The organism is Leifsonia sp. 466MF (genome assembly GCF_900100265.1).
GTDB lineage: Bacteria > Actinomycetota > Actinomycetes > Actinomycetales > Microbacteriaceae > Leifsonia.
The window spans coordinates 3,013,644-3,035,485 of record NZ_LT629696.1; the positions used below are offsets into that span (position 1 = coordinate 3,013,644).

At 71.1% G+C, this 21,842-nt stretch carries 22 protein-coding genes; 8 read left to right on the forward strand and 14 right to left on the reverse strand.

Annotated features, from left to right (window positions below; translation table 11 throughout):
- Positions 1-2: 2 nt before the first annotated feature.
- Genes BLR91_RS14335 through BLR91_RS14345 form a run of 3 tightly spaced genes read right to left on the reverse strand, consistent with a single transcriptional unit; the run spans position 3 to position 2,754 of the window.
- Positions 3-977, reverse strand: a complete 975-nt coding sequence (locus BLR91_RS14335) for an ABC transporter permease (protein ID WP_018189835.1) — start codon at positions 975-977, stop codon at positions 3-5.
- Complete coding sequence (locus BLR91_RS14340; protein ID WP_231918931.1) at positions 974-1,669, reverse strand: ThuA domain-containing protein; 696 nt, start codon at positions 1,667-1,669, stop codon at positions 974-976. Before BLR91_RS14340 ends, BLR91_RS14335 begins: the two co-directional genes overlap by 4 nt.
- A 5-nt stretch (positions 1,670-1,674) precedes the next feature.
- On the reverse strand, positions 1,675-2,754 hold the full coding sequence (locus tag BLR91_RS14345; protein ID WP_231918932.1) for a Gfo/Idh/MocA family protein: 1,080 nt from the start codon (positions 2,752-2,754) through the stop codon (positions 1,675-1,677).
- Positions 2,755-2,974: 220 nt separating this feature from the next.
- Here BLR91_RS14345 and BLR91_RS14350 point away from each other — a divergent pair, with 220 nt between their 5' ends.
- Together BLR91_RS14350 and BLR91_RS14355 are read left to right on the forward strand one after the other, a co-directional pair.
- Positions 2,975-3,925: a zinc-binding dehydrogenase gene (locus BLR91_RS14350; protein WP_089881025.1), complete on the forward strand. Its 951-nt coding sequence runs from the start codon at positions 2,975-2,977 to the stop codon at positions 3,923-3,925.
- A gap of 109 nt (positions 3,926-4,034) precedes the next feature.
- Complete coding sequence (locus BLR91_RS14355; RefSeq protein WP_089881021.1) at positions 4,035-5,426, forward strand: APC family permease; 1,392 nt, start codon at positions 4,035-4,037, stop codon at positions 5,424-5,426.
- 24 nt (positions 5,427-5,450) lie between these two features.
- On the opposite strand, the gene BLR91_RS14360 is transcribed toward BLR91_RS14355, so the two are convergent.
- The 4 genes from BLR91_RS14360 to BLR91_RS14375 all read right to left on the reverse strand — a co-directional run bounded on the left by BLR91_RS14360 (position 5,451) and on the right by BLR91_RS14375 (position 11,180).
- Entirely contained in the window at positions 5,451-7,193 is a 1,743-nt protein-coding gene (locus BLR91_RS14360) for a cellulase N-terminal Ig-like domain-containing protein (RefSeq protein ID WP_089881017.1), read from the reverse strand.
- 73 nt (positions 7,194-7,266) lie between these two features.
- Entirely contained in the window at positions 7,267-8,658 is a 1,392-nt protein-coding gene (locus BLR91_RS14365; RefSeq protein WP_089881015.1) for an MFS transporter, read from the reverse strand.
- Positions 8,659-8,739: 81 nt separating this feature from the next.
- A complete protein-coding gene (locus BLR91_RS14370; RefSeq protein WP_089881012.1) occupies positions 8,740-9,759 on the reverse strand; it encodes a LacI family DNA-binding transcriptional regulator in 1,020 nt (339 codons plus the stop codon).
- 53 nt (positions 9,760-9,812) lie between these two features.
- A complete protein-coding gene (locus BLR91_RS14375; RefSeq protein WP_089881009.1) occupies positions 9,813-11,180 on the reverse strand; it encodes an APC family permease in 1,368 nt (455 codons plus the stop codon).
- Between the two features lie 105 nt (positions 11,181-11,285).
- Here BLR91_RS14375 and BLR91_RS14380 point away from each other — a divergent pair, with 105 nt between their 5' ends.
- The 3 genes from BLR91_RS14380 to BLR91_RS14385 all read left to right on the forward strand — a co-directional run bounded on the left by BLR91_RS14380 (position 11,286) and on the right by BLR91_RS14385 (position 13,416).
- Entirely contained in the window at positions 11,286-12,872 is a 1,587-nt protein-coding gene (locus BLR91_RS14380) for a Na+/H+ antiporter (protein ID WP_018189824.1), read from the forward strand.
- 95 nt (positions 12,873-12,967) lie between these two features.
- The gene (locus BLR91_RS20195) at positions 12,968-13,129 is read left to right on the forward strand and encodes a hypothetical protein (RefSeq protein ID WP_018189823.1); all 162 of its coding nucleotides are present in this window, start codon (positions 12,968-12,970) and stop codon (positions 13,127-13,129) included.
- 80 nt (positions 13,130-13,209) lie between these two features.
- On the forward strand, positions 13,210-13,416 hold the full coding sequence (locus tag BLR91_RS14385; RefSeq protein WP_018189822.1) for a hypothetical protein: 207 nt from the start codon (positions 13,210-13,212) through the stop codon (positions 13,414-13,416).
- 31 nt (positions 13,417-13,447) lie between these two features.
- Here the strand turns inward: BLR91_RS14385 and BLR91_RS14390 are convergent, their stop codons facing one another.
- The gene (locus tag BLR91_RS14390) at positions 13,448-13,717 is read right to left on the reverse strand and encodes a hypothetical protein (protein WP_089881006.1); all 270 of its coding nucleotides are present in this window, start codon (positions 13,715-13,717) and stop codon (positions 13,448-13,450) included.
- Positions 13,718-13,814: 97 nt separating this feature from the next.
- Positions 13,815-14,927 (reverse strand): glutamate--cysteine ligase, encoded by a 1,113-nt coding sequence (locus tag BLR91_RS14395; RefSeq protein WP_157694626.1) that lies wholly within the window; start codon positions 14,925-14,927, stop codon positions 13,815-13,817.
- A 241-nt stretch (positions 14,928-15,168) separates the two neighbouring features.
- On the opposite strand from BLR91_RS14395, the gene BLR91_RS14400 reads away from it, so the two are divergent.
- Both BLR91_RS14400 and BLR91_RS14405 read left to right on the forward strand, forming a co-directional pair.
- Entirely contained in the window at positions 15,169-15,450 is a 282-nt protein-coding gene (locus BLR91_RS14400; RefSeq protein WP_018189819.1) for a hypothetical protein, read from the forward strand.
- 23 nt (positions 15,451-15,473) lie between these two features.
- Positions 15,474-16,304, forward strand: a complete 831-nt coding sequence (locus tag BLR91_RS14405; RefSeq protein ID WP_231918933.1) for a hypothetical protein — start codon at positions 15,474-15,476, stop codon at positions 16,302-16,304.
- On the opposite strand, the gene BLR91_RS14410 is transcribed toward BLR91_RS14405, so the two are convergent.
- From BLR91_RS14410 to BLR91_RS14420, 3 genes are all read right to left on the reverse strand, one after another.
- Positions 16,291-16,710: a VOC family protein gene (locus BLR91_RS14410; RefSeq protein ID WP_089880995.1), complete on the reverse strand. Its 420-nt coding sequence runs from the start codon at positions 16,708-16,710 to the stop codon at positions 16,291-16,293. The two genes, BLR91_RS14405 and BLR91_RS14410, sit on opposite strands and share 14 nt — an antisense overlap.
- A 70-nt stretch (positions 16,711-16,780) precedes the next feature.
- Complete coding sequence (locus BLR91_RS14415; protein WP_089880991.1) at positions 16,781-17,926, reverse strand: cystathionine gamma-synthase; 1,146 nt, start codon at positions 17,924-17,926, stop codon at positions 16,781-16,783.
- Between the two features lie 35 nt (positions 17,927-17,961).
- On the reverse strand, positions 17,962-19,326 hold the full coding sequence (locus tag BLR91_RS14420; RefSeq protein ID WP_018189815.1) for a cystathionine beta-synthase: 1,365 nt from the start codon (positions 19,324-19,326) through the stop codon (positions 17,962-17,964).
- A gap of 64 nt (positions 19,327-19,390) precedes the next feature.
- Here BLR91_RS14420 and BLR91_RS14425 point away from each other — a divergent pair, with 64 nt between their 5' ends.
- Entirely contained in the window at positions 19,391-20,062 is a 672-nt protein-coding gene (locus tag BLR91_RS14425) for a metal-dependent transcriptional regulator (protein ID WP_089880988.1), read from the forward strand.
- 16 nt (positions 20,063-20,078) lie between these two features.
- Here BLR91_RS14425 and BLR91_RS14430 read toward each other — a convergent pair whose 3' ends face one another.
- Positions 20,079-21,323 carry an Nramp family divalent metal transporter gene (locus BLR91_RS14430; RefSeq protein WP_089880985.1) on the reverse strand — a complete coding sequence of 415 codons (1,245 nt, stop codon included), beginning with the start codon at positions 21,321-21,323 and terminating at the stop codon, positions 20,079-20,081.
- Positions 21,324-21,466: 143 nt separating this feature from the next.
- Positions 21,467-21,817: a nuclear transport factor 2 family protein gene (locus BLR91_RS14435; RefSeq protein ID WP_089880981.1), complete on the reverse strand. Its 351-nt coding sequence runs from the start codon at positions 21,815-21,817 to the stop codon at positions 21,467-21,469.
- Positions 21,818-21,842 lie beyond the last annotated feature (25 nt).

The window sequence follows — 21,842 nt, forward strand, 5'->3', positions numbered from 1 at the left end:
GCTCAGCTCTCTCGTGTGCGGGGGTCGAGGAAGACGTACATGAGGTCGGCGAGGAGGTTCGCGACCAGGACGGTGATCGTGATCACCAGGAAGATGCCCTGCATGAGCGGGTAGTCCTGGGCCTGCGCCGCCTTGAACAGCACCGTGCCGATCCCGGGGTAGTTGAAGACGACCTCGGTCACGATCGAGCCGCCCACCACGAAACCGAGCGACATCGCGAAGCTCGAGAACGACGGGAGGATGGCGTTGCGCGCCGCGTAGCTGAACATCACGCGCCGCTTCGGGAGGCCCTTCGCCTCCGCCAGCCGGACGTAGTCCTCGCTGAGGGTCGTGACCATCATGTTGCGCATCCCGATCAGCCAGCCGCCGATCGAGGCGACGACGATGGTGAGCGCCGGGAGGACCGCGTAGTACGTGGCGCTGCCGATGAAGCCCAGGTTCCAGCCGATCGTCTCGGTCACCGAATAGCCCCCGGAGAGCGGGAACCAGTGCAGGACGATCGAGAAGATCAGGACGACGCAGATCGCGAACCAGAAGTACGGGATGCTCGACAGCAGTGTCGTGAACGGGATGAGGCCGTCCAGCCACGAGCCCCGCTTCCAGCCCACGATCATTCCGAGCCCGGTTCCGATGAGGAAGCCGAGCACCGTGCACACCGTGATGAGCACGAGCGTCCAGCCGATGCTGCTCGCCAGCACGTCCGACACCGGGGTCGGATAGTACGCGTACGACGTGCCGAAATTGCCCGTGAACAGGTTCTTCCAGTAGTCGAGATACTGCTGCCACAGGCTCGCGTCGCTCTGGCCGAACAGCACGCGGAGCGCTTGGATGGCGTCCGGCGACAGCTTGCCGTGGAACTTGGCGATCAGCGCGTCGGCCGGACTTCCCGGCATGATGCGCGGGAGCAGGAAGTTGAGGCTGATCGCCGCCCAGGCGGTGATCAGGTAGAAGACGGCTCGTCTCAGGAGCACTCTCATGGGCGGTCGGTGTCCTCCGCGTCGATCGGGCGGGTGGTGGGTGCGGCCTCTGCGGCCGTCCGTGCGGGCTGGGCGAGCCAGCGCGCCGCGTTCGTGACGAGCCGGCGGACCTCCGTCGACCCCCAGGCCCGCAGGTCGTGGCCGAACTGCAGGTAGCAGACGCGTCCGCGTCCGTAGGCGTGCGCGGTCACCAGCGGCTCGCGCCCGTACGGGGCATCGCGCCAAGCCAGCACATCCACGCCCGGCTCGACGGCGAGGCGGTAGTGCTCGTGCTCCAGCTCGAACGGTTCGACGCCCTCCGTCACCGGATGCGGCGCCAGGCCGACGGCGAACCGGGACTCGTGGGGGCGCGGACCGTGGTCGAGGTACCGCGCGCCGATCACCGGCACGAGCGCGTCGTCCTCGAGGTACGCCGTGGAGTGGACGGCGAGCAGTCCTGCGCCGCCGGCCACCGCGCGCACGAGTCCCCGGCGGGCGTCGTCGTCGAGCTCGCCGGCGGCGCGATAGAGGGCGATGACGTCGTCCGGCGCGTGCGGGCCGGATGCGGAAGCCGGTTCGCGCAGCGACCCCGCGCCGATGCGCACGCGAGTGGCGAGACCTTCGTCGGCCAGCATCGCCTGGAGCTCGACGCCCGCGCCGAAGAGGTCTTCGTAGACGTCGTCGCCCACGAGCATGACCGTCGCCGTTCCCATCCGCGTCACCACGTCGACCGCAGTTCGCCCACCGGCGACCACAGTCCCTCGTCGAGCCCGCTGAGCAGGGCGTTGTCGTACACCCGGAGCGGCAGCCCGACGCGGCCCCGCGACCGGCTGCTCTCGTAGGTCGCGAAGACGATGGCCGCGCCGGCGAGAGCGTGGCGCGCGGCCAGAACCGGCTCCTCGCCGGTCTGCAGGCCGTCGACCAGATCGGCGACGGCCTCGCGGGTGCAGGCGAAGATGGCCGGATCGATCCCGTGGTCCCAGGTCGACGGATCGCTCGCGTACGGGGACGCGAAGCGCATGCCGTCGACCCCGAACCGCTGGACGATGCACTCCTGGCCGTTCACGACGATCCTGCCGCGGCTGCCCTGCAGGATCAGCCCGAGGTTGTTCTCGCGGTTCAGGATGGGCGTGGCCGGCTCACGACCGGTCGCGATGGTCGCGCGGACGCCGTCGGACCAGGCGACCTGCGTCAGCGACGACGTCTCCACGAACGCGCCGTAGACGTAGCGGTTGGTGCTGACATCGATCTGTCCGAGCACCCACTCGGCCGGCTCGTCGTGCCGGTAGAACAGCGCGAGGTCGACGATGTGGCTGCCCCAGTCGAAGAGGTTCGGGCAGTAGCCCTCGATGCTGACCAGCTCGCCGATGGCGCCGTCGTCGAGCTGGGCCCGGGCGAAGCGGTGCACCGGCTCGAACCGGCGCTGCAGATTGACGGTCAGCTTGACGCCTGCATCGGCCGCACGCTCGGTCATCGCGACGGCATCGCCATAGCTGAGCGCGAAGGGCTTCTCGCAGTGGATGGCGCGGACACCCGCGTCGATCGCCGCGTCGACCACGGCGCGGCGGAAGGCGGGAGGCGTGCACACGCTCACGATGTCCGGTCGCTCCTCGCGCAGCATCGCCGAGACGTCGGAGTAGCTCCGCGGAATTCCGAGTTCGGTCGCGAGCCGGTCGGCCGCGCCGCTGTCGACATCGGCGACCCCGACGAGTCGCACCCGCTCGTCGGCCTGGTAGGCGGCGGCGTGGACCCGGCCCTGCCCACCGGCGGCGACGACGACCGCAGAGTACGTCTGCATGTGCTTCTCCATTGAACTTCTCGGGTGCCGAATCGGCTGCGGGGTGGACCCGACTGTATCCCAGATCGATACCACCCAATGCCAGACTAAGACAGAATGTGAGCGGTAACAAGAGATGGTTTCTTCGTTTACGCGGTCGAAACAATGTGTGACCGGTTTTCATCGACCCGAGCGCGCATCCACATAAGACCACAACGGACCACCGCGCTACACTGCTCGCATGCTGATCAGCCGTGTCGTCGCCGCCCGCACCTCCCGCATCGAGGAGGCCCCCACTCCGGAGCCGCACCCCGGCCAGGTGCTCGTCGAAATCGTCGCCAGCGGCGTGTGCACTTCCGACCTCTCCCCATGGCTGCGGGGACCGGGAGACGGCGGCGAGCCCATCGAGCTGGGGCACGAGATCTCCGGCCGCGTCGTCGCCGTGGGATCCTCCGCGTCGCGCTGGAAGGAGGGCGAGTTCGTGACCGGCCTCGGCGGCCCCGGCTTCGCGACCCACGCCCTCCTGGAGGAGGACCTGCTCCTTCCCGTCCCCGCCGGGATCGAGCCGGCTCACGCCATCGGAGAGCCGATCGCGACACTCGAGGAGGCGATCTCCCGCACCCCGCTCAGCCCCGGCGCCCGCGTGGCGATCGTCGGACTGGGATTCATGGGTCTCGGGCTGCTGCAGCTCGCGCTGGCCCGAGCACCGCGCACCGTCATCGCCGTCGACCCCAACCCGGAGGCGCGGGAGCGCGCACTCGCCCTCGGCGCCGCGGTCGCCCTGCACCCGGACGAGGTCGCCGCATTCGTGGATGCCGCCGAGGGTGCCGGGACCGCCGACCCCCGCGCCGACGTCGTGCTGGAGGCGACCGGGGTGACGCCGGGACTCGCCACCGCATCCCTGCTGGTCCGGCCCTTCGGCACCCTGTGCGTCGTCGGATACCACCACGCGGGCACCGCCCCCTTCGACATGGAGCTCTGGTACAAGGGCGCGACGGTGGTCAACGGCTTCTGCCCGGACCATCCGCGCGTCATGCGGGCGATGCGGGATGCCCTGGCGCAGGTCGCCTCGCGCGGGTTCACCTTCGCGCCGCTGATCACGCATCGCTTCGCGCTCGACGGGGTGGATGCGGCCTACGAGCTGATGGCCCAGCGTGCCTCCGGATTCGTGAAGGCCGTCATCGAGCCGTGAGCCCGGTGGGGCGCCCGCCGTCGCTTCCGAAAATTTCTCTTTACCAATCGCGCACCAAAGCTATACATTCCCGGGTAACCGCTTTCCGGCTTCGACGAAGGGCACACCCGTGACCACCACCTCCCGACCCTCGAGCACCGCCGCTCCCGCCGGTCCGCGACTGAAGCGTAGCCTGGGCACGCCGTCCCTCCTGCTCTTCGGCCTGGCCTACATGCTGCCGCTCGCCGTCTTCACCACCTACGGTCTCGTCACCGAGACCACCGGCGGCCACCTCGCCGGCGCCTACTTCGTCACGACGATCGCGATGCTGTTCACCGCCGGCAGCTACGCCAGCATGGTGCGGGCCTACCCCGTCGCCGGGTCCGCCTACACGTACACGCAGCGCACCTTCGGCCGCCATCTCGGCTTCCTGACCGGGTGGACGCTGCTCCTCGACTACCTCGCCCTCCCCCTGCTCAACTACCTCGTCATCGGCATCTACCTCAATGCGGCCTTCCCCGCGGTTCCGGCGTGGGTGTGGGTGGTCGGATCGGTGGTCGTCGTCACCCTGCTGAACGTGATCGGCATCACCCTGGTGTCGAGCGCCAACCTGGCGCTCGTCGGAGTCCAGATCGTCTTCATCGTCGTCTTCGTGGCCACCGGGATCGCGTACCTCTCGGGCGGGGCGACCGTCCCGAACCTGCTCGACCCGTTCTTCTCGGGCAACACGACGCTGGGCGGAATCGCCGCTGGCGCCGCCATCCTGGCGCTCGCGTTCCTCGGCTTCGACGCCGTCTCGACCCTCAGCGAGGAGGCGAAGGACGCCAGGAAGAGCATCCCACGCGCGATCATCCTGTGCACCCTGGTCGGCGGCCTGCTCTTCATCGTCACCGCCTACGTCGCCGGGTTGGTCTTCCCCGACTTCACGAACTTCACCGACACCGACTCCGCTCCGCTCGACGTGATGACGCGGATCGGCGGCGGAGCCCTGTTCACGTTCTTCACCGCCGCCTACATCGCCGGCAGCTTCGCCTCTGCGATGACATCGCAGGCCAGTGTCGCGCGCATCCTGTTCGCCATGGGCCGCGACGGCCAGCTGCCACGCCGCGTGTTCGCCGCCATCCACCCGCGCTTCAAGACGCCGTGGCTGTCGGTGCTCATCGTCGGCGTTGTCGGTCTCATCGGCGCACTGCTCCTGCCGCTGGACGTCGCCGCATCGGTGATCTCCTTCGGCGCGCTCGTCGCCTTCAGCTTCGTGAACCTCGCCGTGATCAAGCACTACCTGATCGACCAGCACGAGCGGGGAACGCGTGCCGTGCTGGCGCACCTGGTGGCGCCGCTGATCGGTTTCGCCCTCACCGTCTGGCTCTGGACCAGCCTCTCCCTGACGACGTTCATCGCCGGCGGGATCTGGGTGCTGATCGGCGTCGTCCTGCTCGCGATCCTCACCTCCGGCTTCCGGCGCAAGCCGCCCGCGATGGACTTCTCGGAGGAGGACCCTGCACCTCTCCCGGAGGCCTGAGGGCCACGTCTTCCGGTCGGCTGCTCAGCCGGCGCAGACGGCGAGGAGGAACCAGCCGGAGTGCGGGATCCACTGCTCGGCCCACCGCCACTCCTCCCCGTCCGGCGCGTCGGCGGGGAGGAAGGCGACGCCTTCCTCGTCCGTCCAGCCGGAGGTGATGCCGTTGACGATGCCTCCCGGGGTGTTCTGATACACCGCGGAGTACTCCACTCCGTTCCTCCCGCGGCCCTGGAGCATGCACGAGTCGAACGGGTTGAGGCCGCCGACCCAGGCGATCACGTCGGCATTCAGCCGGCGGAGGCGGGCCCGGAGCCGCTCGTCGATCTGCGGCAGACGCGCCGCCACGGCTGCGGCATAGGCGAAGGACGCGAGCCCGGCGTTCTCGCCCTGCCACCAGTACCCGGTCTCGTTCTCGTGCGGGAAGAAGAACGCGTCGCGCGGTTCCGCTCCGATGGGCTGGACGCGCTGCCGCGGGTAGCCGAACGGATTGGGCACGGCATCCGTGCGCCGCAGCACTCCCGTGAGGATGGCGAGCGCGGTGCGTTCCGCGGCGTCGGCTGCGGCCGCGTCCGTGTCCGTGCCCGCTGCCGAGCCCTGCCTGAGCACCTCGGCCCAGCGCAGCAGTGCCACAACGGGCAGGCCGGCCTCGGCCGCATGGAAGTAGGGCCGCCCCTCCACGTCGCCCACCAGCCATGCCCCGGTCTCGCCGTCGCGAAGTCGCTGTGCGATGGACTCTGCGCGGCGCGCCCCCGCCGCAGCGAATGCCTGTCGTTCCACCCCGGTACCGCCGGTGGCTGCCAGCAGTTCCGCGGCGGCGAGCAGCGCGCAATAGTCGTCGATGATCGACTCCTCGCCGTCGAAGAGATAGTCGCGGTTGTGCTGCTCCAGATGCTCGAAGCCGCGCACCGCCGCGGCGAAGTACTCCTCGCGACGGAAATCGCCCTCGTCGTCGGCGCACGAGGCGAGAGCGAGCGCGGCGATCGCGAGGCCCCCTCCCTGGCGGTACGCCGCCTGCCACCGCTGGGTGCGGACGCTGTCCTGGAGCGGCGCCGTGATCACGCGCTCCTCCAGCCGCTTCGTCAGCGCGTCGAAGACGGCCGTGTAGAAGAAGCCGCTCGGATCCTGGAAGCGCACCAGGAAGTCGGCGCCGAACAGGCCTTCGTCATGGAGCCGCGGATACTGACTCGTCCGGAAGCCCGGATGCGCCGTGCGCAGCTCCCGGCCCGCGGTCAGCAGTGCCCAGGCACAGAGCGGGATCTGCTGCGGACTCATCATCCGGGTGTAGGTGAGATGGCTGAGGAACTTGCTGTAGTCACCGGATGCGTCGAGCCAGCCGCCGCGTGCATCCACCGTGCGGCCGGAGTCGTCGTCGTAGAAGCGCGCTGCGGCATCCTTGCGATCGATCTCCCCGCTCGACCGCTGCGCGCGGAACATCGCCGTGATGTCGGACACGACGAGGCTCGGGATGCGGTCCTCCGCGATGACGAACGGCGCCGACGCGACCCCGCCCTCGCCGGTGTCGGCGACGAGCCGATAGCGACCGGGCGTCGTGATCGACGAGAAGTCCGCGCGGGCGTAGGGCCGTGCCGACCACCGGGAGACGCGCTGCGGTGAGTCGACGGCGACGGACACGGTGTCGCTGTCGTCGAGTCGCTCGATCCGAAGGCGCGGAGCGACATCGAACCCGACGAGCACGGCGGCCTTCGGCGCTCCCGTGTCGTAGCCGAGATGGCTCACGAGGATCGCGGGTTGGTCGACCGTCTGCATGCTGCCTCCATGTGCATACCAAGGAGTACCACACGATACCAGGGCGATCCTCCAGCGCTGGTATGCGGGCGCGTCAGCGACGCACGAGTCGCGAGCCGACGACCCACGCGAGGCCGCAGAGCACCGCTGTCACCGCGAACGCCCCGACGAACGGAACGCCGCCGCCGAGGCCGCGAAGGGCCGCGAAGACGACCGCCGTCGCAGCCAGCGCGACCGCGGAGCCGGTGGAGTCGGCGATCGTCAGGGCGGAACTGTTGAAACCCTGGTCGGCGGTCGTCGAGTAGTGCAGCGTGAGGACGCCGAGGCGCGGGTACACGAAACCCATGCCGGCGCCGGCGAACGCCCAGCCGACGACCACGACCCACGGATCGAGGTGCCAGGCAGCCGTGGCGATGAGCGACGCGAGGGCGATGGTCAGCCCGGTGGCGCCGAGGCGTGCGGCCAGACGGTTGCCGATGCCGGGGAAGCGGCCCTGCGCCCACGAGGCCGCCGACCAGCTGAGGCCGGCCGCGGTGAGAGCGAGGCCGGCGATGGCGGCGGAGAGCCCGTACTCGGTCACCATCATGAGCGGTACGTAGACCTCGGAAGCGAAGAAGGTTGCGGCGACGATGGCACGCATCAGGATGACGCTCGGCAGACCGCGACGCGCGACCAGCGTCCCCCGCGGCACCAGCGGACGGATCGCGACAGCCGCGACCGCCACGGCGAGCACCGGCACGATCCACTGGATCGGGCCGGACGCCTCGGCGCCGAGAGTGAGGGCGAGCACCGCCACGGCGAGCAGCAGGGACCACAGGATGCGCCCGACCGGGAAGGACCCCGGCTCATCGGGAGCCCGGCGCACGCCGCGCATCACCGGAACCACCATCAGCATGGCGAGGGCGGTCAGCGCGACGACGCCCAGGAACACCCAGCGCCAGCCGACGGTCTCGCTCAGCACGCCCGCGATGAACGGACCGATCAGCGACGGGATGACCCACGCCGCGGCGAAGCCGGCGAAGATCCGGGGATGCAGTCGCGGCGGATACACCCGGGCCACGATGACGTACAGCACGACGGTGAGCGCTCCGCCGCCGAGACCGTGCACGAGGCGCCCGGTGACGAACACCCCCATCGTCGGGGCCAGTCCCGCGGTGAGGAGACCGGCCGCGAAGAGGACGACGGAGGCGATCAACGCCGACCGGGGATTGCCGCGGTCGGTCCACGCGCCGGCGGTCACCATCCCGACGACGCCGACCGCGAGGGGACCGGCGAAGGCGAACGCATAGAGCGAGGCGCCGTCGAGCTCGCGGCTGACGGTGGGCATGATCGTGGTCACGGCGAGGGCCTCGAAGGCCGCGAGCGTGATCAGGAGGCACATCCCGATGCTCGTCCAGCGGAACGGTGCGCTCAGCACGCCGCCGGCCGGCGCGACATCGGGGGTGGCGGGGGCCGCGGTCTCCGAATCCAGGTCGCGCGAGCTCATGGGCTCCAGCCTAGGCCGAGCCGCCGACGCCGGTCGGGGCCGGTCGGGGCCGGTCCCGAGCGCCCGGGTCGGCCGGTGGCGTCAGCCGACGGAGACGGGAGGAGCGGTGGAGGCGCGGACCACGAGGTCGGGCCGCAGCGTCACCGGCGTCGGCTCCGTCCCGCCCTCGATCTCGGTCACCAGGTTCTCGACACTCCGCCGGCCGAGCTGGGTGAAGTCCTGCAGCACGGTCGTGAGCGGCGGCCAGTAGTGAGCGGCTTCGGCGATGTCGTCGAAGCCGACGACGCTCACGTCTTCGGGGATCCGCCGACCCAGTTCGTGCGCCGCGTGATAGACGCCGAGCGCCATCTGGTCGTTGGAGGTGAACACCGCCGTCACCTCCGGATCGCCGAGCACCTCGCGCCCGAGGCGGTAGCCGGACTCCGCGGTCCAGTCGCCTTCCGGCGCCGGCATCGGAGTCAGGCCGGCGGCGGCGAGCTCCGACCGGTAGCCGTGGACGCGGGCCTGCGCCTCGAACCATTCGAGCGGCCCCGACAGGTGGACGATCCGCCGGTGGCCGAGGTCGATCAGATGCCGGGTCGCGGCCCGGGCGCCGGCCACCTGGTCGACGGTGAGCTCGCGCTGGACCGACGCCGGACCGCCCAGCAGGGTGACGTACGGGACGTCGAGGCGTGCCGTCTCGAGCCGCTGGAGCACGACCTCCTGCGGCGCGATGACGATGAGCCCTTCGACCGATTGCGCGAGCAGGTGGTCGAGGCCGGCGGCGATCGACTCCGGCTCGAGGTCGGCGAGTTGGGCGACGGCGATGAAGTAGCCGGCCGCGCGGCCCGCATCCTGGATGGCGTTGATGCTCGACACCGGCCCGTAGAGCGCCGCGGCGGACGTCGAGAGGATGCCGATGGTGCGCGATCGGGCGGTGACCAGCGCCCGGGCGGCGCGATTGGGCCGGTAGTGCAGCTGGTCCATGGCGACCAGCACCCGCTGCCGCGTCGACTCCCGGATGCTCGGATGACCGTTGATCACGCGCGAGACCGTCTGGTGCGAGACGCCGGCGAGGGCGGCGACATCCCGCATGCTGGAGGCCCGCTGATGCTCGGTCACCGCGCCCCCTCCCGTGCGTCGCGACGCGCGCGGCGGCGCCGCGGCTGCCCCTATTATGCGGGATCGGCTCCAGCAGGCCGCCCGGAACGCCGACGGCGCGAGCGCGAGAGGGCGCCGACCCCCAGCGCGACGACGGCCGCGACCGCGGGGAAGACCAGATGCCATCCGGCGAGCACGAGCAGCCCGGCCGCGAGCACGCACGAGATCAGCGCCATCCACCAGCCGAGCGAGCGCGCCGGGAGCAGGCGCAACGCCGACGCCACTCCCAGGCCGTAGACCGCGGCCGCGATGCTGGTGTGGACGAGGATGAACGGCTGGAGGTCGCCGCTCGCCAGCACGACGACCGAGTACAGAGCCATGACGACAGCCGACAGCAGCAGCCCGCGCCGGGCGACCGCGCCGTTCTCGACGCCCCGGCCGAACCATGCGGGGAGGTCGCCGTCGCGTCCCATGGCCGCGCCGAGCTTGCTGAAGGCCGCGAGGTAGGCGTTGAAGACGCCGGTCACGACGATGGCGGCGATCACGGCGACCACCACGCCTCCTCCGTCACCGGTCGCCACCCGGACGAGGTCGAGCAGCGGGACATCGCTCGTCGCCGCCTTCCCACCCAGCACCACGACCGTGACAGCCTGGATGGCGAGGTACGCGACCGAGACGATGACCAGCGCGAGCGCGGTCGCCCGCGGGATATCGCGCCGGGGGTTCCGGAACTCGCCGCCGATCCCGGCGACGGCCTCCCACCCGGCGAAGGCCCAGATGTAGAGGCTCATGGCCAGTCCGACGCCCGCCCACCCGTGCGGGAGCAGAGGCTCGAGGTTCTCTGGGCGCGCGTGCGGCGCCGCCGCCGCCAGCACGAAGATCAGCACCGCGACGAGCGCGCCCGATAGGACGAGTTGCACCGAAGCGGCGAACCGCACGCCGAAGGCCGTCACGATGACCGGGATCACCATCAGCCCGATGGCGATCAGGGTCGTGCTGAGCGCGTCGCCCCCGATCACCGCGACCACGTATCGGGCGGTCATCAGCGCCGCGATCGGCGCGCCGATGGGTGTGCCGAAGAAGAACCAGTACCCGATCACGCGGGCGGCGTCCGGACCGAACGCACGCCGCGCGAAGGTGGCGACGCCGCCCGCGTCGGGGTGCCGTCGCGCGAGCGCGGCGAAGGTGCTCGCCAGCGGTACCGAGATCAGGGCGAGCGCCGCGACGGCGAGGATCGCGCCGGGACCGGCGGCGGCCGCGGCGAGCGCCGGGAGCACGAGGATGCCCGTGCCGAGCACCGCCGCGATGTACAGCGCGGTGCCGCCGGCTACTCCCAGCCGCCCGTGCGGGGTCGCGGGCACCCGCGGATCGCTGAGCTCGGGCTCCGGACCGCCGGTGCGCGTCGTGCTGCGGTTCGTCGTCGAGGGCCCGCGTTCCGTCATTTGCTCATGATGGCGCGGACCTCCGACATGCGGGTTGCACATCCACCCGCCGAGGGTTACGGCGCACCCGACACCGCGGGAGGATGTGCGGCAGAAGGAGGTCCAGTGCTCGGACTCGAACTGGTCGTCGTCATCGGCGTCACCACCCTGCTCACCAAGGTGATCGCGCGGAAGACGGGGATCGCCCAGCCGCTCCTCCTCGTCGGCATCGGCGTGCTGATCGGGTTCATCCCCCTGTTCCGCGACATCGAACTCGCGCCGGAGGTGGTGCTGTTCCTCTTCCTCCCGGCGATCCTCTACTGGGAGAGCCTGACCACCTCCCTGCGGGAGATCCGCTCCAACCTGCGCGGCATCGTCCTGATGAGCACGGGCCTCGTCGTCGTCACCGCCGCCGCAGTCGCGGTGCTGGCGCATGCGATGGGTCTGCCGTGGGGTGCGGCGTGGACGCTCGGCGCCGCGATCGCGCCCACCGACGCGACGGCGATGACCTCGTTCACGCGCTCGCTCCCCCGCCGCAACGTCACGATCCTGCGCGCGGAGAGCCTGGTGAACGACGGGACGGCCCTCGTGCTGTGGTCCCTCGCGGTCGGGTTCACTGTCGGCGACACCGATGTCAGCGTCGGCGCCGTCACGCTGACCCTCCTCATCGCGTACGTCGGCGCAGCCGTCATCGGCGCCCTGGTCGCCTGGATCGCCATCCTCGCCCGCCGTCGGCTCCGGGATGCGATCACCCAGAACATCGCCATGCTGCTGACCCCGTTCGTGGCATACCTGCTGGCCGAGCTGGTGCATGCCTCCGGGGTGCTCGCCGTGGTGGTCGCCGGGCTGATCATCAGCCAGGCCGGTCCCCGCATCGGCGTGGCCGAGGGGCGGAGGCAGTCGGACGCCTTCTGGACCTTCACGACCTTCCTGCTCAACGCCAGCCTGTTCGTCCTCGTCGGCATCGAGCTGCCGCGCTCGACCATGGAACTGGCGGCGGTCGACGTCGGGATGGGACTGGTCGCGATCGCCGCCGTGACCGCCGTCATCGTCGCCGTCCGCTTCGCCTACCTCTTCGGCACGGTGTACCTGATCCGGCTCCTCGATCGGCGCCCGCAGCAGAAGAAGCGCCGGATGAGCGACCGCGCCCGCGTCGTGAGCGGGCTCTCCGGCTTCCGCGGCGCCGTCTCCCTCGCCGCCGCTCTCGCCGTGCCGACGACCTTGGAGAACGGCTCCCCGTTCCCCGGCCGCGACTTCATCGTGTTCGTCACCACCGGCGTGATCGTCGTGACGCTGGTCGGGCAGGGCCTCGTCCTCCCGGCGGTCGTCCGCTGGGCGCACCTTCCCTCCGACGAGTCGGTCGGGCACGAGCTGCGGCTTGCCGAGACGAGCGCGACCCGCGCGGCCCTCGACGAGCTGCCGCAGCTCGCCCAACGGCTCGGCGTCGACCCCGAGATCAGCGAGCGCATCCAGGGCGAGTTCGAGGAGCACCTCGAGCTGCTCGAGGTCGAGGACGAGTCGCGCGACGGCGAGGAGGCGGCGGAGCGGAGCCGGCAGGACACCGAGCTCCGGCTGGCGCTGCTGCACTGCAAACGCGAAGAGGTGGTCCGGCTGCGGGATGAGGGCGAGATCGACGACATCGTGCTGCGCGACATCCAGCGGCGGCTCGACGTGGAGGAGGTCCGGCTCACCGGGCGCGAACCCGGCGAGTGAGCTGCGTCCCTGCCCGGCGGCCCTACCCGGGAGCCCGAGAGCCGTCTACCATCGCGCTCAGAGCATCCACGCGACAGCGATCCGGGAGGGACGCCATGAGCGACGCCAAGGAGAACTGGCCGGAGACGCCCTCGGGCGAACCGGTCGACACCGACGCCATCGCCGAAGGGGGCGGGGAAGGACCGTACGACGCCGACGGTTTCGTCGAGCCGGAGCACGACGAGTTCGATCCGCTCGAGGACGACAGCGGCAACTGATCGCCCGCACCTCTTGTCCCCCGGTCGTGTACCCCGCTAGGGTCGTGGTCAGACAGGCCGCCCGAGGGGAGGGGTGCAGCGTGACGACATTCGAATCACCGATCGGGAACGTTCCGAAGCCCGGTCAGGATGTGCATCTGGTGCGGTGGGTGCGCTCGGCGGACGGGTGGTCCAGCGAGACCCTGCTCTGCACGTACCTGGGATGCACATCCGACTCCTGGATCGTCGACTCGCGCGGTGAGCAGGTCTCCCTCGCGCGCGACGAGTGGTCGCAGTTCGCGTTCTGACGCGGCGAACCGGAGCGCACGGCACCGGGCGCTAGAGCCCCGCCTGCCCCGCGAGCACCTCGACGGCCACCCGCCAGTCGCGGGCGGGGATGCCCTCGCCGTCCTCCTCTTCGCCGGGAAGCCGGGCGACGAACGCCGGCCACAGCTCGCCGGTGTCGTGGACCTCCTCGATCAGGCCGAGGTACTCGCAGCCGTAGTAGACCTCCCATGCCGCGGTCGCGGTGGGGCTGTACATGAGCGTCAGCGGCAGCGAGCCGTAGGTGTAGACGGCGTGCTGGTGGGCGAGCTCCTTCTCCGTCATGACCGCAGAATAGGCGCGATCCCCCGCGGGCGGAAGGCCGCGTGACAGCGCGTGAACACGCGCGCCATCACAGAGAGCGCCACCGGGCTCGGACGGGTCAGGCGACGACCAGGTCGTCGTCCTCCGACTGCTCGTGGGTGGCCGAGACCGCGAGCGCGACCACATCGCGCATCCGCCCTCGACGCTCGAACGCCGCGCGCTGACGGCCGGCTCCTCCACCGGTGGTGAGGATGCGCGCGAGGCCGCGGCGCACCAGCACCAGATCCCCGTTCGCCTCGAGTGCGGCCGCCGTGTGCGACAGCAGCGCGTCGATGGCCTCGACCGCCGGCACCTCGCGCCAGGTGACGGGATGCGGCAGCGAGCCGCGGACGCCGGTGAGCGCCGCCTGCCACTCGGCGAGGCGCAGCGCCGCCGAGGGGACGGGCGCGGGAGGAACGCCCGCCTGCCAGTCCGCCGCCGCCGTGTCGACGAGGGCGCGGACGAGTGCCGCGATGACCGCGGCGTCGCGGGCGTCGAGGCAGACGTCGGCGACCCGGACCTCGACCGTCGGCTGCTTGTGCGAGACGCGCGCGTCGAGGTACAGCATCCCCGTGTCGAGGATGACGCCGGTGTCGACCAGGAAGCGCTCGAACCGGTCGTACGCCTCCACCGAGCCGAACACGTCGGTCGGTCCGGCGCTCTGCCACTGGTGCCATGCAGCGAAGCGGTAACTGGCGTGCCCGGTGTCCGCTCCGCCGAAGAACGGCGAGTTCGCACTCAGGGCGAGCAGGGTCGGAAGCCAGGTGCGGATGCGGTCGAGCACCGCGACGCCCTCCTCACGCGACTCGATGCCCACGTGCACGTGGAAGCCGCAGACGAGGGTGCCCCGAGCCGTGAGCCCGTAGCGCTCGATCATCTTCGCGTAGCGGGGGTCGTCGGTCACGTGCGGGCGGAGCCGCATCGGCGACATCCCGACGGCGATGGCCCGGGCGCCGTGACGTTGAGCGAGTCCGTCGGCGAGCTCGCGGCCGCCGATGATGTCGAGCAGCAGCTCGCTGGTCTGCAGCTGCGGACGCGTCTGCGTCTCGATCATCTCCTGCTGGAACTCCGCGCTCACCGACGGCCCGTCGACGACCGGCGGAGCGTCCGCAAGGACGGACGGAGCCACCGGCGTGGCCATCCCGCGCGCGTCTACCAGGAGGAGTTCCTCCTCCACCCCGAAAGTCCTCACGAGACCACTATCGGCGAGGGCGGGCAGCCGGACAATACCCGATCAGCCGTGAATGTGCCGTGCGTCGGTTTGTGTCGGCGGCCGGGCCATCTCTCGCGGCTGCCGCACATCCGTTGCGGTGTATTTGCTCTAATCGGCGAATCGTGGCGTGCATGGATTGCGGGGATGCCGACGTTGCCCTATAACTGACCCTGCGGCGCAAGGAATCGCCGGCGCAGTGATGCGAGATCGAGGAGCCTCCATGTGGGACACGGCGACGCGGATCCCCTTCGATCCGGCCCTGCTGACCGAGCGCAGCGACGCCGCCGCACGGATGCGGCTGATGGCCCTCCTGCTCGAACGTCCGGGCATCAGCATGGACGAGCTGCACGGGATGCACCTGCCGGGCCTGTTCGCCGACCTGCGGTCCTTCCACCGGGCCGGCCTCATCCGCACGTCGACGACGCCCCCGCGGTTCTTCGAACGGGAGACCCGCGTGTACCCGGTGTGCGACGGCACCGGCGACGGGACCGCCCCCGCCTGAGGCCGCCCCTCTAGACTCCGGGCATGCCCCGGACCCCTGACGTGACCGCTTCCACCGACTCCGAACCGGCCGCCTCCTGGCAGCGCGCGCTCGACGGCGATGCGGATGCGCTGGAGCGCCACCTCGCGGAGGGCAGCCGCCTACCCGGACCGCGTGCCAACCTCGAGCTCGCCCACCGCGTCGCGGACCTGGCGCACGCGACGCCGCCCGAGCGCCGGGCGGACGCCCTCCGCGTGCTCCGCCGGTGGCTGAGCGACGACCCCGGCGCCGCCCCCGACCTTCCCGAGGCGCATCGCGAATACCTCGCCGCGGTGGCCGCGCTCTCGGCCGGCGCGATCCTCGCCACCGGCCCGGATCCGGATGCGCTGGCGCTCCTCGACGCCGCGACCGCCGATCCCCGCTGGCGCGTGCGCGAACTCGCCGCCACGGGACTGCAACGGGTGCTCGCCGCCGACTGGGATCGCGGCATCGCGCACGCGCACGCCTGGCTGCCGGCCGGCCCGCTTCCCGTGCGAGCGGCCGTCGCCGCGGTCGCCGAGCCGTCCCTCCTGCGGGATCCCCGCCACGCCGCGGAAGCCGCCTCCATCATCGAGCGTGCGGTCGACGCGCTGCTCGCCGTTCCGCCCTCCGGGCGCCGCGACCCGGACGTTCGGGTGCTCCGGAAGGCCCTCGGCTATGCGGTCAGCGTGGTCGCGGCGGCCGACCCCGATGCCGGGGTGGCCCTCCTGGAACGCCTCGCCACCTCCACGGACGGCGACGCCCGCTGGATCGCCCGCGAGAACCTCACGAAAGCGCGGCTGGCGCCCCTGTCCGATCGGCTGGCGGTCGCACGCGGGGCCCTCAGCCGACCGTGAGCGTGCCGTCCTCCGCCAGCGTCCATCCCGGGTTGTACGCGACCTCCCAGACGTGGCCGTCCGGATCGGCGAAGTACCCCGAGTACCCGCCCCAGAACACACGCTCGGCGGGTTTCAGGATGCGGGCACCGGCGGCCTCGGCCTGCGCGAAGACGCGGTCGACGTCCTCCTCCGACCGCTGGTTGCACGCGAGCGTGATGCCGCTGAACGACCCGTCGACCGGATGTCGGGCGTCCTCGGCCAGCTCCTCCCGCCCGAACAGCGCGAACGCCATGCCGGGCAGCTGGTAGAAGACGACGCCCTCCGGCGCGTCGGCCGGCCTCCAGCCGAGTCCGTCCTCGTAGAAGGCGCGGCTCCTCGCCAGGTCGGCCACTCCGAGCGTCACGAGACTGATGCGTTGATCCATGCGCCCGAGGCTAGCCCCGGCCACCGACTCCCCTGGTGATCGATCGAACGCCGCTTGCGACCAAGGGTCGCTAGCGACCGAGCGCCTGCTCCACATCCGCGAGCAGGTCGTCCACATCCTCGATGCCCACAGACAGGCGCACGATGTTGTCCGGCACCTCGAGTGCGGTCCCACGAACCGAGGCGTGCGTCATCTCGGTCGGGTAGCCGATCAGCGACTCCACACCGCCGAGCGACTCCGCGAGCTGGAACACCTGCGTCGACTCCGCGAACCGCCGGGCGGCCGCCGCACCGCCGGAGAGCGCGACGGACAGCATGCCGCCGAATCCGCTCATCTGGCGCGCCGCGAGCTCATGGCCGGGATGCGCCGGCAGGCCCGGGTAGTAGACGGTCTCGATGCCCGCGTGGCCGACCAGCGCCTCCGCGATCGCCTGCGCGTTCGCACTGTGCTGGCGGACGCGCACCTGCAGCGTCTTGATGCCGCGCGTGGTGAGCCACGCATCCATCGGCGACGACACGGCACCTGCGGCGAACTGGATGAACTGCGCCTTCTCGGCGAGCTCCTCGTCGGCGAAGATCAGCGCGCCGCCGATGACGTCCGAGTGTCCGCCCAGGTACTTCGTGGTCGAGTGGACGACGACATCGGCGCCGAACGACAGCGGCTGCTGCAGGGCAGGTGACGCGAACGTGTTGTCGACGACGACGATCGCGCCGACGGCGTGGCCGAGCTCCACCAGCGCCGCGATGTCGCTGATCTTCATCAGCGGATTGCTCGGCGTCTCGATCCACAGCATGCGGGTGCCGTCGCTCCCGAGCGCGGTGCGCACGGCGTCCAGGTCGGCCAGGTCGACGGTCGTGTTGCGGATCCCCCACTCGCTGTGGATGCGGTCGATCAGCCGGTGGGTGCCGCCGTACGCGTCGTTGCCGAGCACGATGTGGTCGCCCGGGCGGAGCGCCGCGCGCAGCAGGGCGTCCTCCGCCGCCAGTCCCGACGCGAACGACAGGGCGCGCACGCCGCCCTCCAGCGAGGCGAGCAGCGTCTCGAGGGACGTGCGCGTCGGGTTGCCGGCGCGACCGTACTCGTAGCCGTTGCGCAGCCCGCCGATGCCGTCCTGCACGAACGTCGAGGTCTGGTAGATGGGCGGGATGATCGCGCCGGTCGTCGGGTCGAACTCCTGACCCTCGTGGATGGCGCGCGTGGCGAAGCCGTGTGTCATTGTCTCTGTTCCTGTGTGGGTCGGCCCGGTGCGGGTCAGTCGCTGAAGTAGTTGAGGAGGTCCTGGCGGGTGAGCACCGCGACGGGCTTGCCGCCGTCGGTCACCAGAAGAGCGTTTGTCGTGGCGAGCGCGGCGCGGGCGGCCGTGACCGGCTCGTTGACGCCGATGAGCTCGAGCGGCTCCCCGAGGTGGGTGCCGACGGAGTCGCTCATCTCGGCGTGCCCGCTGAAGACCGCGTCCACCAGCGACCGCTCGTCGAGCGCGCCGGCGACCTCGCCCATGACGACGGGCGGCTCGGCGGTGAGGACCACGAGCTGCGAGACGCCGTAGGTGTTCATCGTCTGGATGGCGTCGCGCACCGTCTCGGACGGGTGCGTGTGCACCAGGTCCGGCAGGGCGCCGCTCTTCGTCTTGATGATGTCGTGCACCGTGGACTCGTCGGGCACCTCGCTGAAACCGTAGGACTGCATCCACCGGTCGTTGAAGATCTTGGCGAGGTAGCCGCGGCCGCCGTCGGGCAGGATGACCACGACCACGTCGTCCGGGCCGAGGTCCTTCGCCGCCTGCAACGCCGCCGCGACGGCCATGCCGCTCGACCCGCCGACGAGGATGCCCTCCTCGCGGGCGAGCCGCCGGGTCATCCGGAACGCCTCGGCGTCGCTGATCGCGATCACCTCGTCGACGACGCTGGGGTCGTAGGCGCCGGGCCAGAAGTCCTCGCCGACGCCCTCGACGAGGTAGGGCCGACCGGTGCCGCCGGAGTAGACGGACCCTTCCGGGTCGGCGCCGACGATGCGGACGCGACCCTCGGAGACCTCCTTGAGGTACCGCCCGGTGCCGCTGATCGTGCCACCGGTGCCCACACCGGCGACGAGGTGCGTGATACGGCCGTCGGTGTCGCGCCAGATCTCGGGACCGGTGGTCTCATAGTGGCTGCGCGGACCGTTCGGGTTGAAGTACTGGTTGGGCTTGAACGCACCGGGGATCTCGGCCGTCAGGCGGTCGGAGACCGAGTAATAGGAGTCGGGATGGTCCGGCGGCACGGATGTCGGCGTCACCACCACCTCCGCTCCGTAGGCGGTGAGGACGTTGATCTTGTCCTCGCCCACCTTGTCGGGGAGGACGAACACGCACCGGTAGCCGCGCTGCTGCGCGACCAGGGCGAGCCCGACTCCGGTGTTGCCGCTCGTCGGTTCCACGATGGTGCCGCCGGGCTTCAACAGCCCGTCGCGCTCCGCAGCGTCGATGATGCGGGAGGCGATGCGGTCCTTCGACGAACCTCCGGGGTTCAGGTACTCGAGTTTGACGAGCACCGTCGCCGCGATCCCCTCGGTCAGCCTGTTGAGCTTCACGAGCGGGGTGTCGCCGACCAAGTCGATGATGGTCTCTGCGTACTTCACCCGACCCACCTTAACAGCGCGGATGCACCGCTGGCAGAGTGTGACGCCCGCCTAGAATCGGCTCATGCCCGTGTCCGACCTGTCGTCCGTCGCACAGGACTACCTGAAGATCATCTGGTCGGCGACCGAATGGTCGGACGACCCGGTGACGGTCAAGCAGCTCTCCGAGCGGATGGGCGTGCGCGCAGCGACCGTGTCGGACGGCATCCGGCGGCTCGCCGAACAGGGGCTTGTCGCCCACGAGCGGTACGGCGGAGTCGAGCTGACGGACGCCGGACGCCGGCACGCGGTCGCCATGGTGCGGAGGCACCGGCTGATCGAGACGTTCCTCGTGGAGGAGCTCGGCTACGGCTGGGACGAGGTGCACGACGAGGCCGAGGTGCTGGAGCACGCCGTCTCGGACGACCTGGTCGAGCGCCTGGATCGGCGCCTCGGCTTCCCGGCCCGCGATCCGCACGGAGACCCGATCCCGACCGCGGACGGCACACCGCGCCGCCCGGACGCCGTCCCCCTGCTGGACGCGGAGACCGGAACGCCCCTGAGCGTCGCGCGCATCTCGGACGCCGACCCGGCGGTGCTCCGCTACCTCGGAGAGCGCGGCATCGGACTCGACACCGTGCTCAGGGTGGAGGAGCACCGCGCGTTCGCGGGCGATGTCACGGTGACGGTCGACGAGCAGCACATCGTGCTCGGGGCGACGGCGGCTGCGGCCGTCTGGGTGGCCGCGCGGGGCTGAGCGGCGGACCCGCCGCCTACGCTCCCGCGATGGTCAGGCCGACCAGGGCGAGGTTCAGGAGCACGACGAGGCCCGCGACGACGCCGCCCAGGATGCGCACCCACAGCCGGTCGGCCGATGCGCCCATCACGGCCCGCGAGCCGGTGAGCCGCAGCAACGGGATCATGGCGAACGGGATGCCGAGGCTGAGGAACACCTGCGACAGCACCAGAGCCCAGGTGGGGTCGACGCCGGCGGCGAGGATGATCACGGCCGGGATCAGCGTCACGATCCGGCGGACGAGGAGCGGCACGCGCAGCTTCAGCAGTCCGCCCATGATCGTCGCGCCCGCATAGCTGCCGACGGAGGTGGAGGCCAGGCCGGAGGCGAGCAGGCCGATCGCGAAGACGACCCCGATCGCCGGGCCGAGGGCGGAGGAGATCGCGTGGTAGGCGCCCTCGATGGTGTCCGTCCCGTCGACGCCGCGCAGGGCGGACGCCGCGACGAGCAGCATGGCGATGTTGACGGCGCCGGCGAGCACGAGCGCGAGCACCACATCCACACGGGTGGCGTGCAGCAGCCGGCGGATGCGGCCGGGGTCTGCGGTGGTCCCGTGCCGGTCGCGGGCCAGGGCCGAGTGCAGGTAGATGGCATGCGGCATGACCGTCGCGCCCAGCATGCTGGCCGCGAGCAGCACGGTCTGGGCGCCGTCGAATCGCGGCACCAGCCCGCCGACCGCCTGGCCCCAGTCGACCGGGCTGACGAACAGCCCGGCGAGGAACCCGACCGCGATCACGGCGAGCAGCCCCAGGATGACGGCCTCGAACGGGCGCTGGCCGCGGCGCGACTGGATGGCGAGGATGCCGATGGCGACGATGCCCACGATCAGCCCGCCGATGGGCAGCGGCAGCCCGAACAGCAGGTTCAGCGCGATGGCGCCGCCGATCACCTCGGCGATGTCGGTGGCCGCTGCGACCAGTTCGGCCTGCACCCAGTAGGCCCGGCGAGCGCCGGTTCCGAGCCGCTCCCCGAGGAGTTCGGGGAGGCTGCGACCGGTGACGATGCCGAGCTTGGCCGACTGGTACTGCACGAAGACCGCGATCGCGTTGGCGGCGACCAGCACCCAGACGAGCAGGTATCCGTACCGCGCGCCGGCCGTCAGGTTGGCGGCGACGTTGCCCGGATCGACGTACGCGATGGCCGCGACGAACGCTGGTCCGAGCAGCAGCAGGAGCCGCGCGGGCGCGGCCCGCGGCACCCGCTCCTCGACCTCGACGCTCATCCGCAACCTCGCCTACCTCAAAAGTTAGCCCAGTCTAACTCTCTCCCTCCCCCCACCGTCGAGTCCGCATATTTTGCACGCCGAACGCCCCCGGAGCGTGCAAAGTTTGCGGACTCGACGGTGGGGGGCAGGGGGCGGAGGCGTCAGGCGAGGAGGGTGCGGAGCACGGCGATGCGGCCGTCGCGCACCTCGATGACGTCGATGCCGCGGGCGACGGGCGCGCCCTCGGGGCCGAACGTCCAGGCGAGGGCTCCGGTGTCGCGCCCGAGGTAGACGGGGCCGGCGTCCGCGAACGCGAATGCGGCCGGCGCGTCGTCGATGAGGCCGGCGGCCTTCGCCTCGAGCGCATCCCATCCGGTCACCTCGCCCTCGGGATCGGCGAAGACGACGTCCTCGGTGTAGGTGCGCTCGATGGCGGCGCGGCGCGAGCCCGCGTCGCGGTTGCCGAAGACCTCGAGAAGGTTGGCGGACAGCAGTTCGGTGATCGTCGGCACAGGAAGCCCTTTCGTCGGATGGATG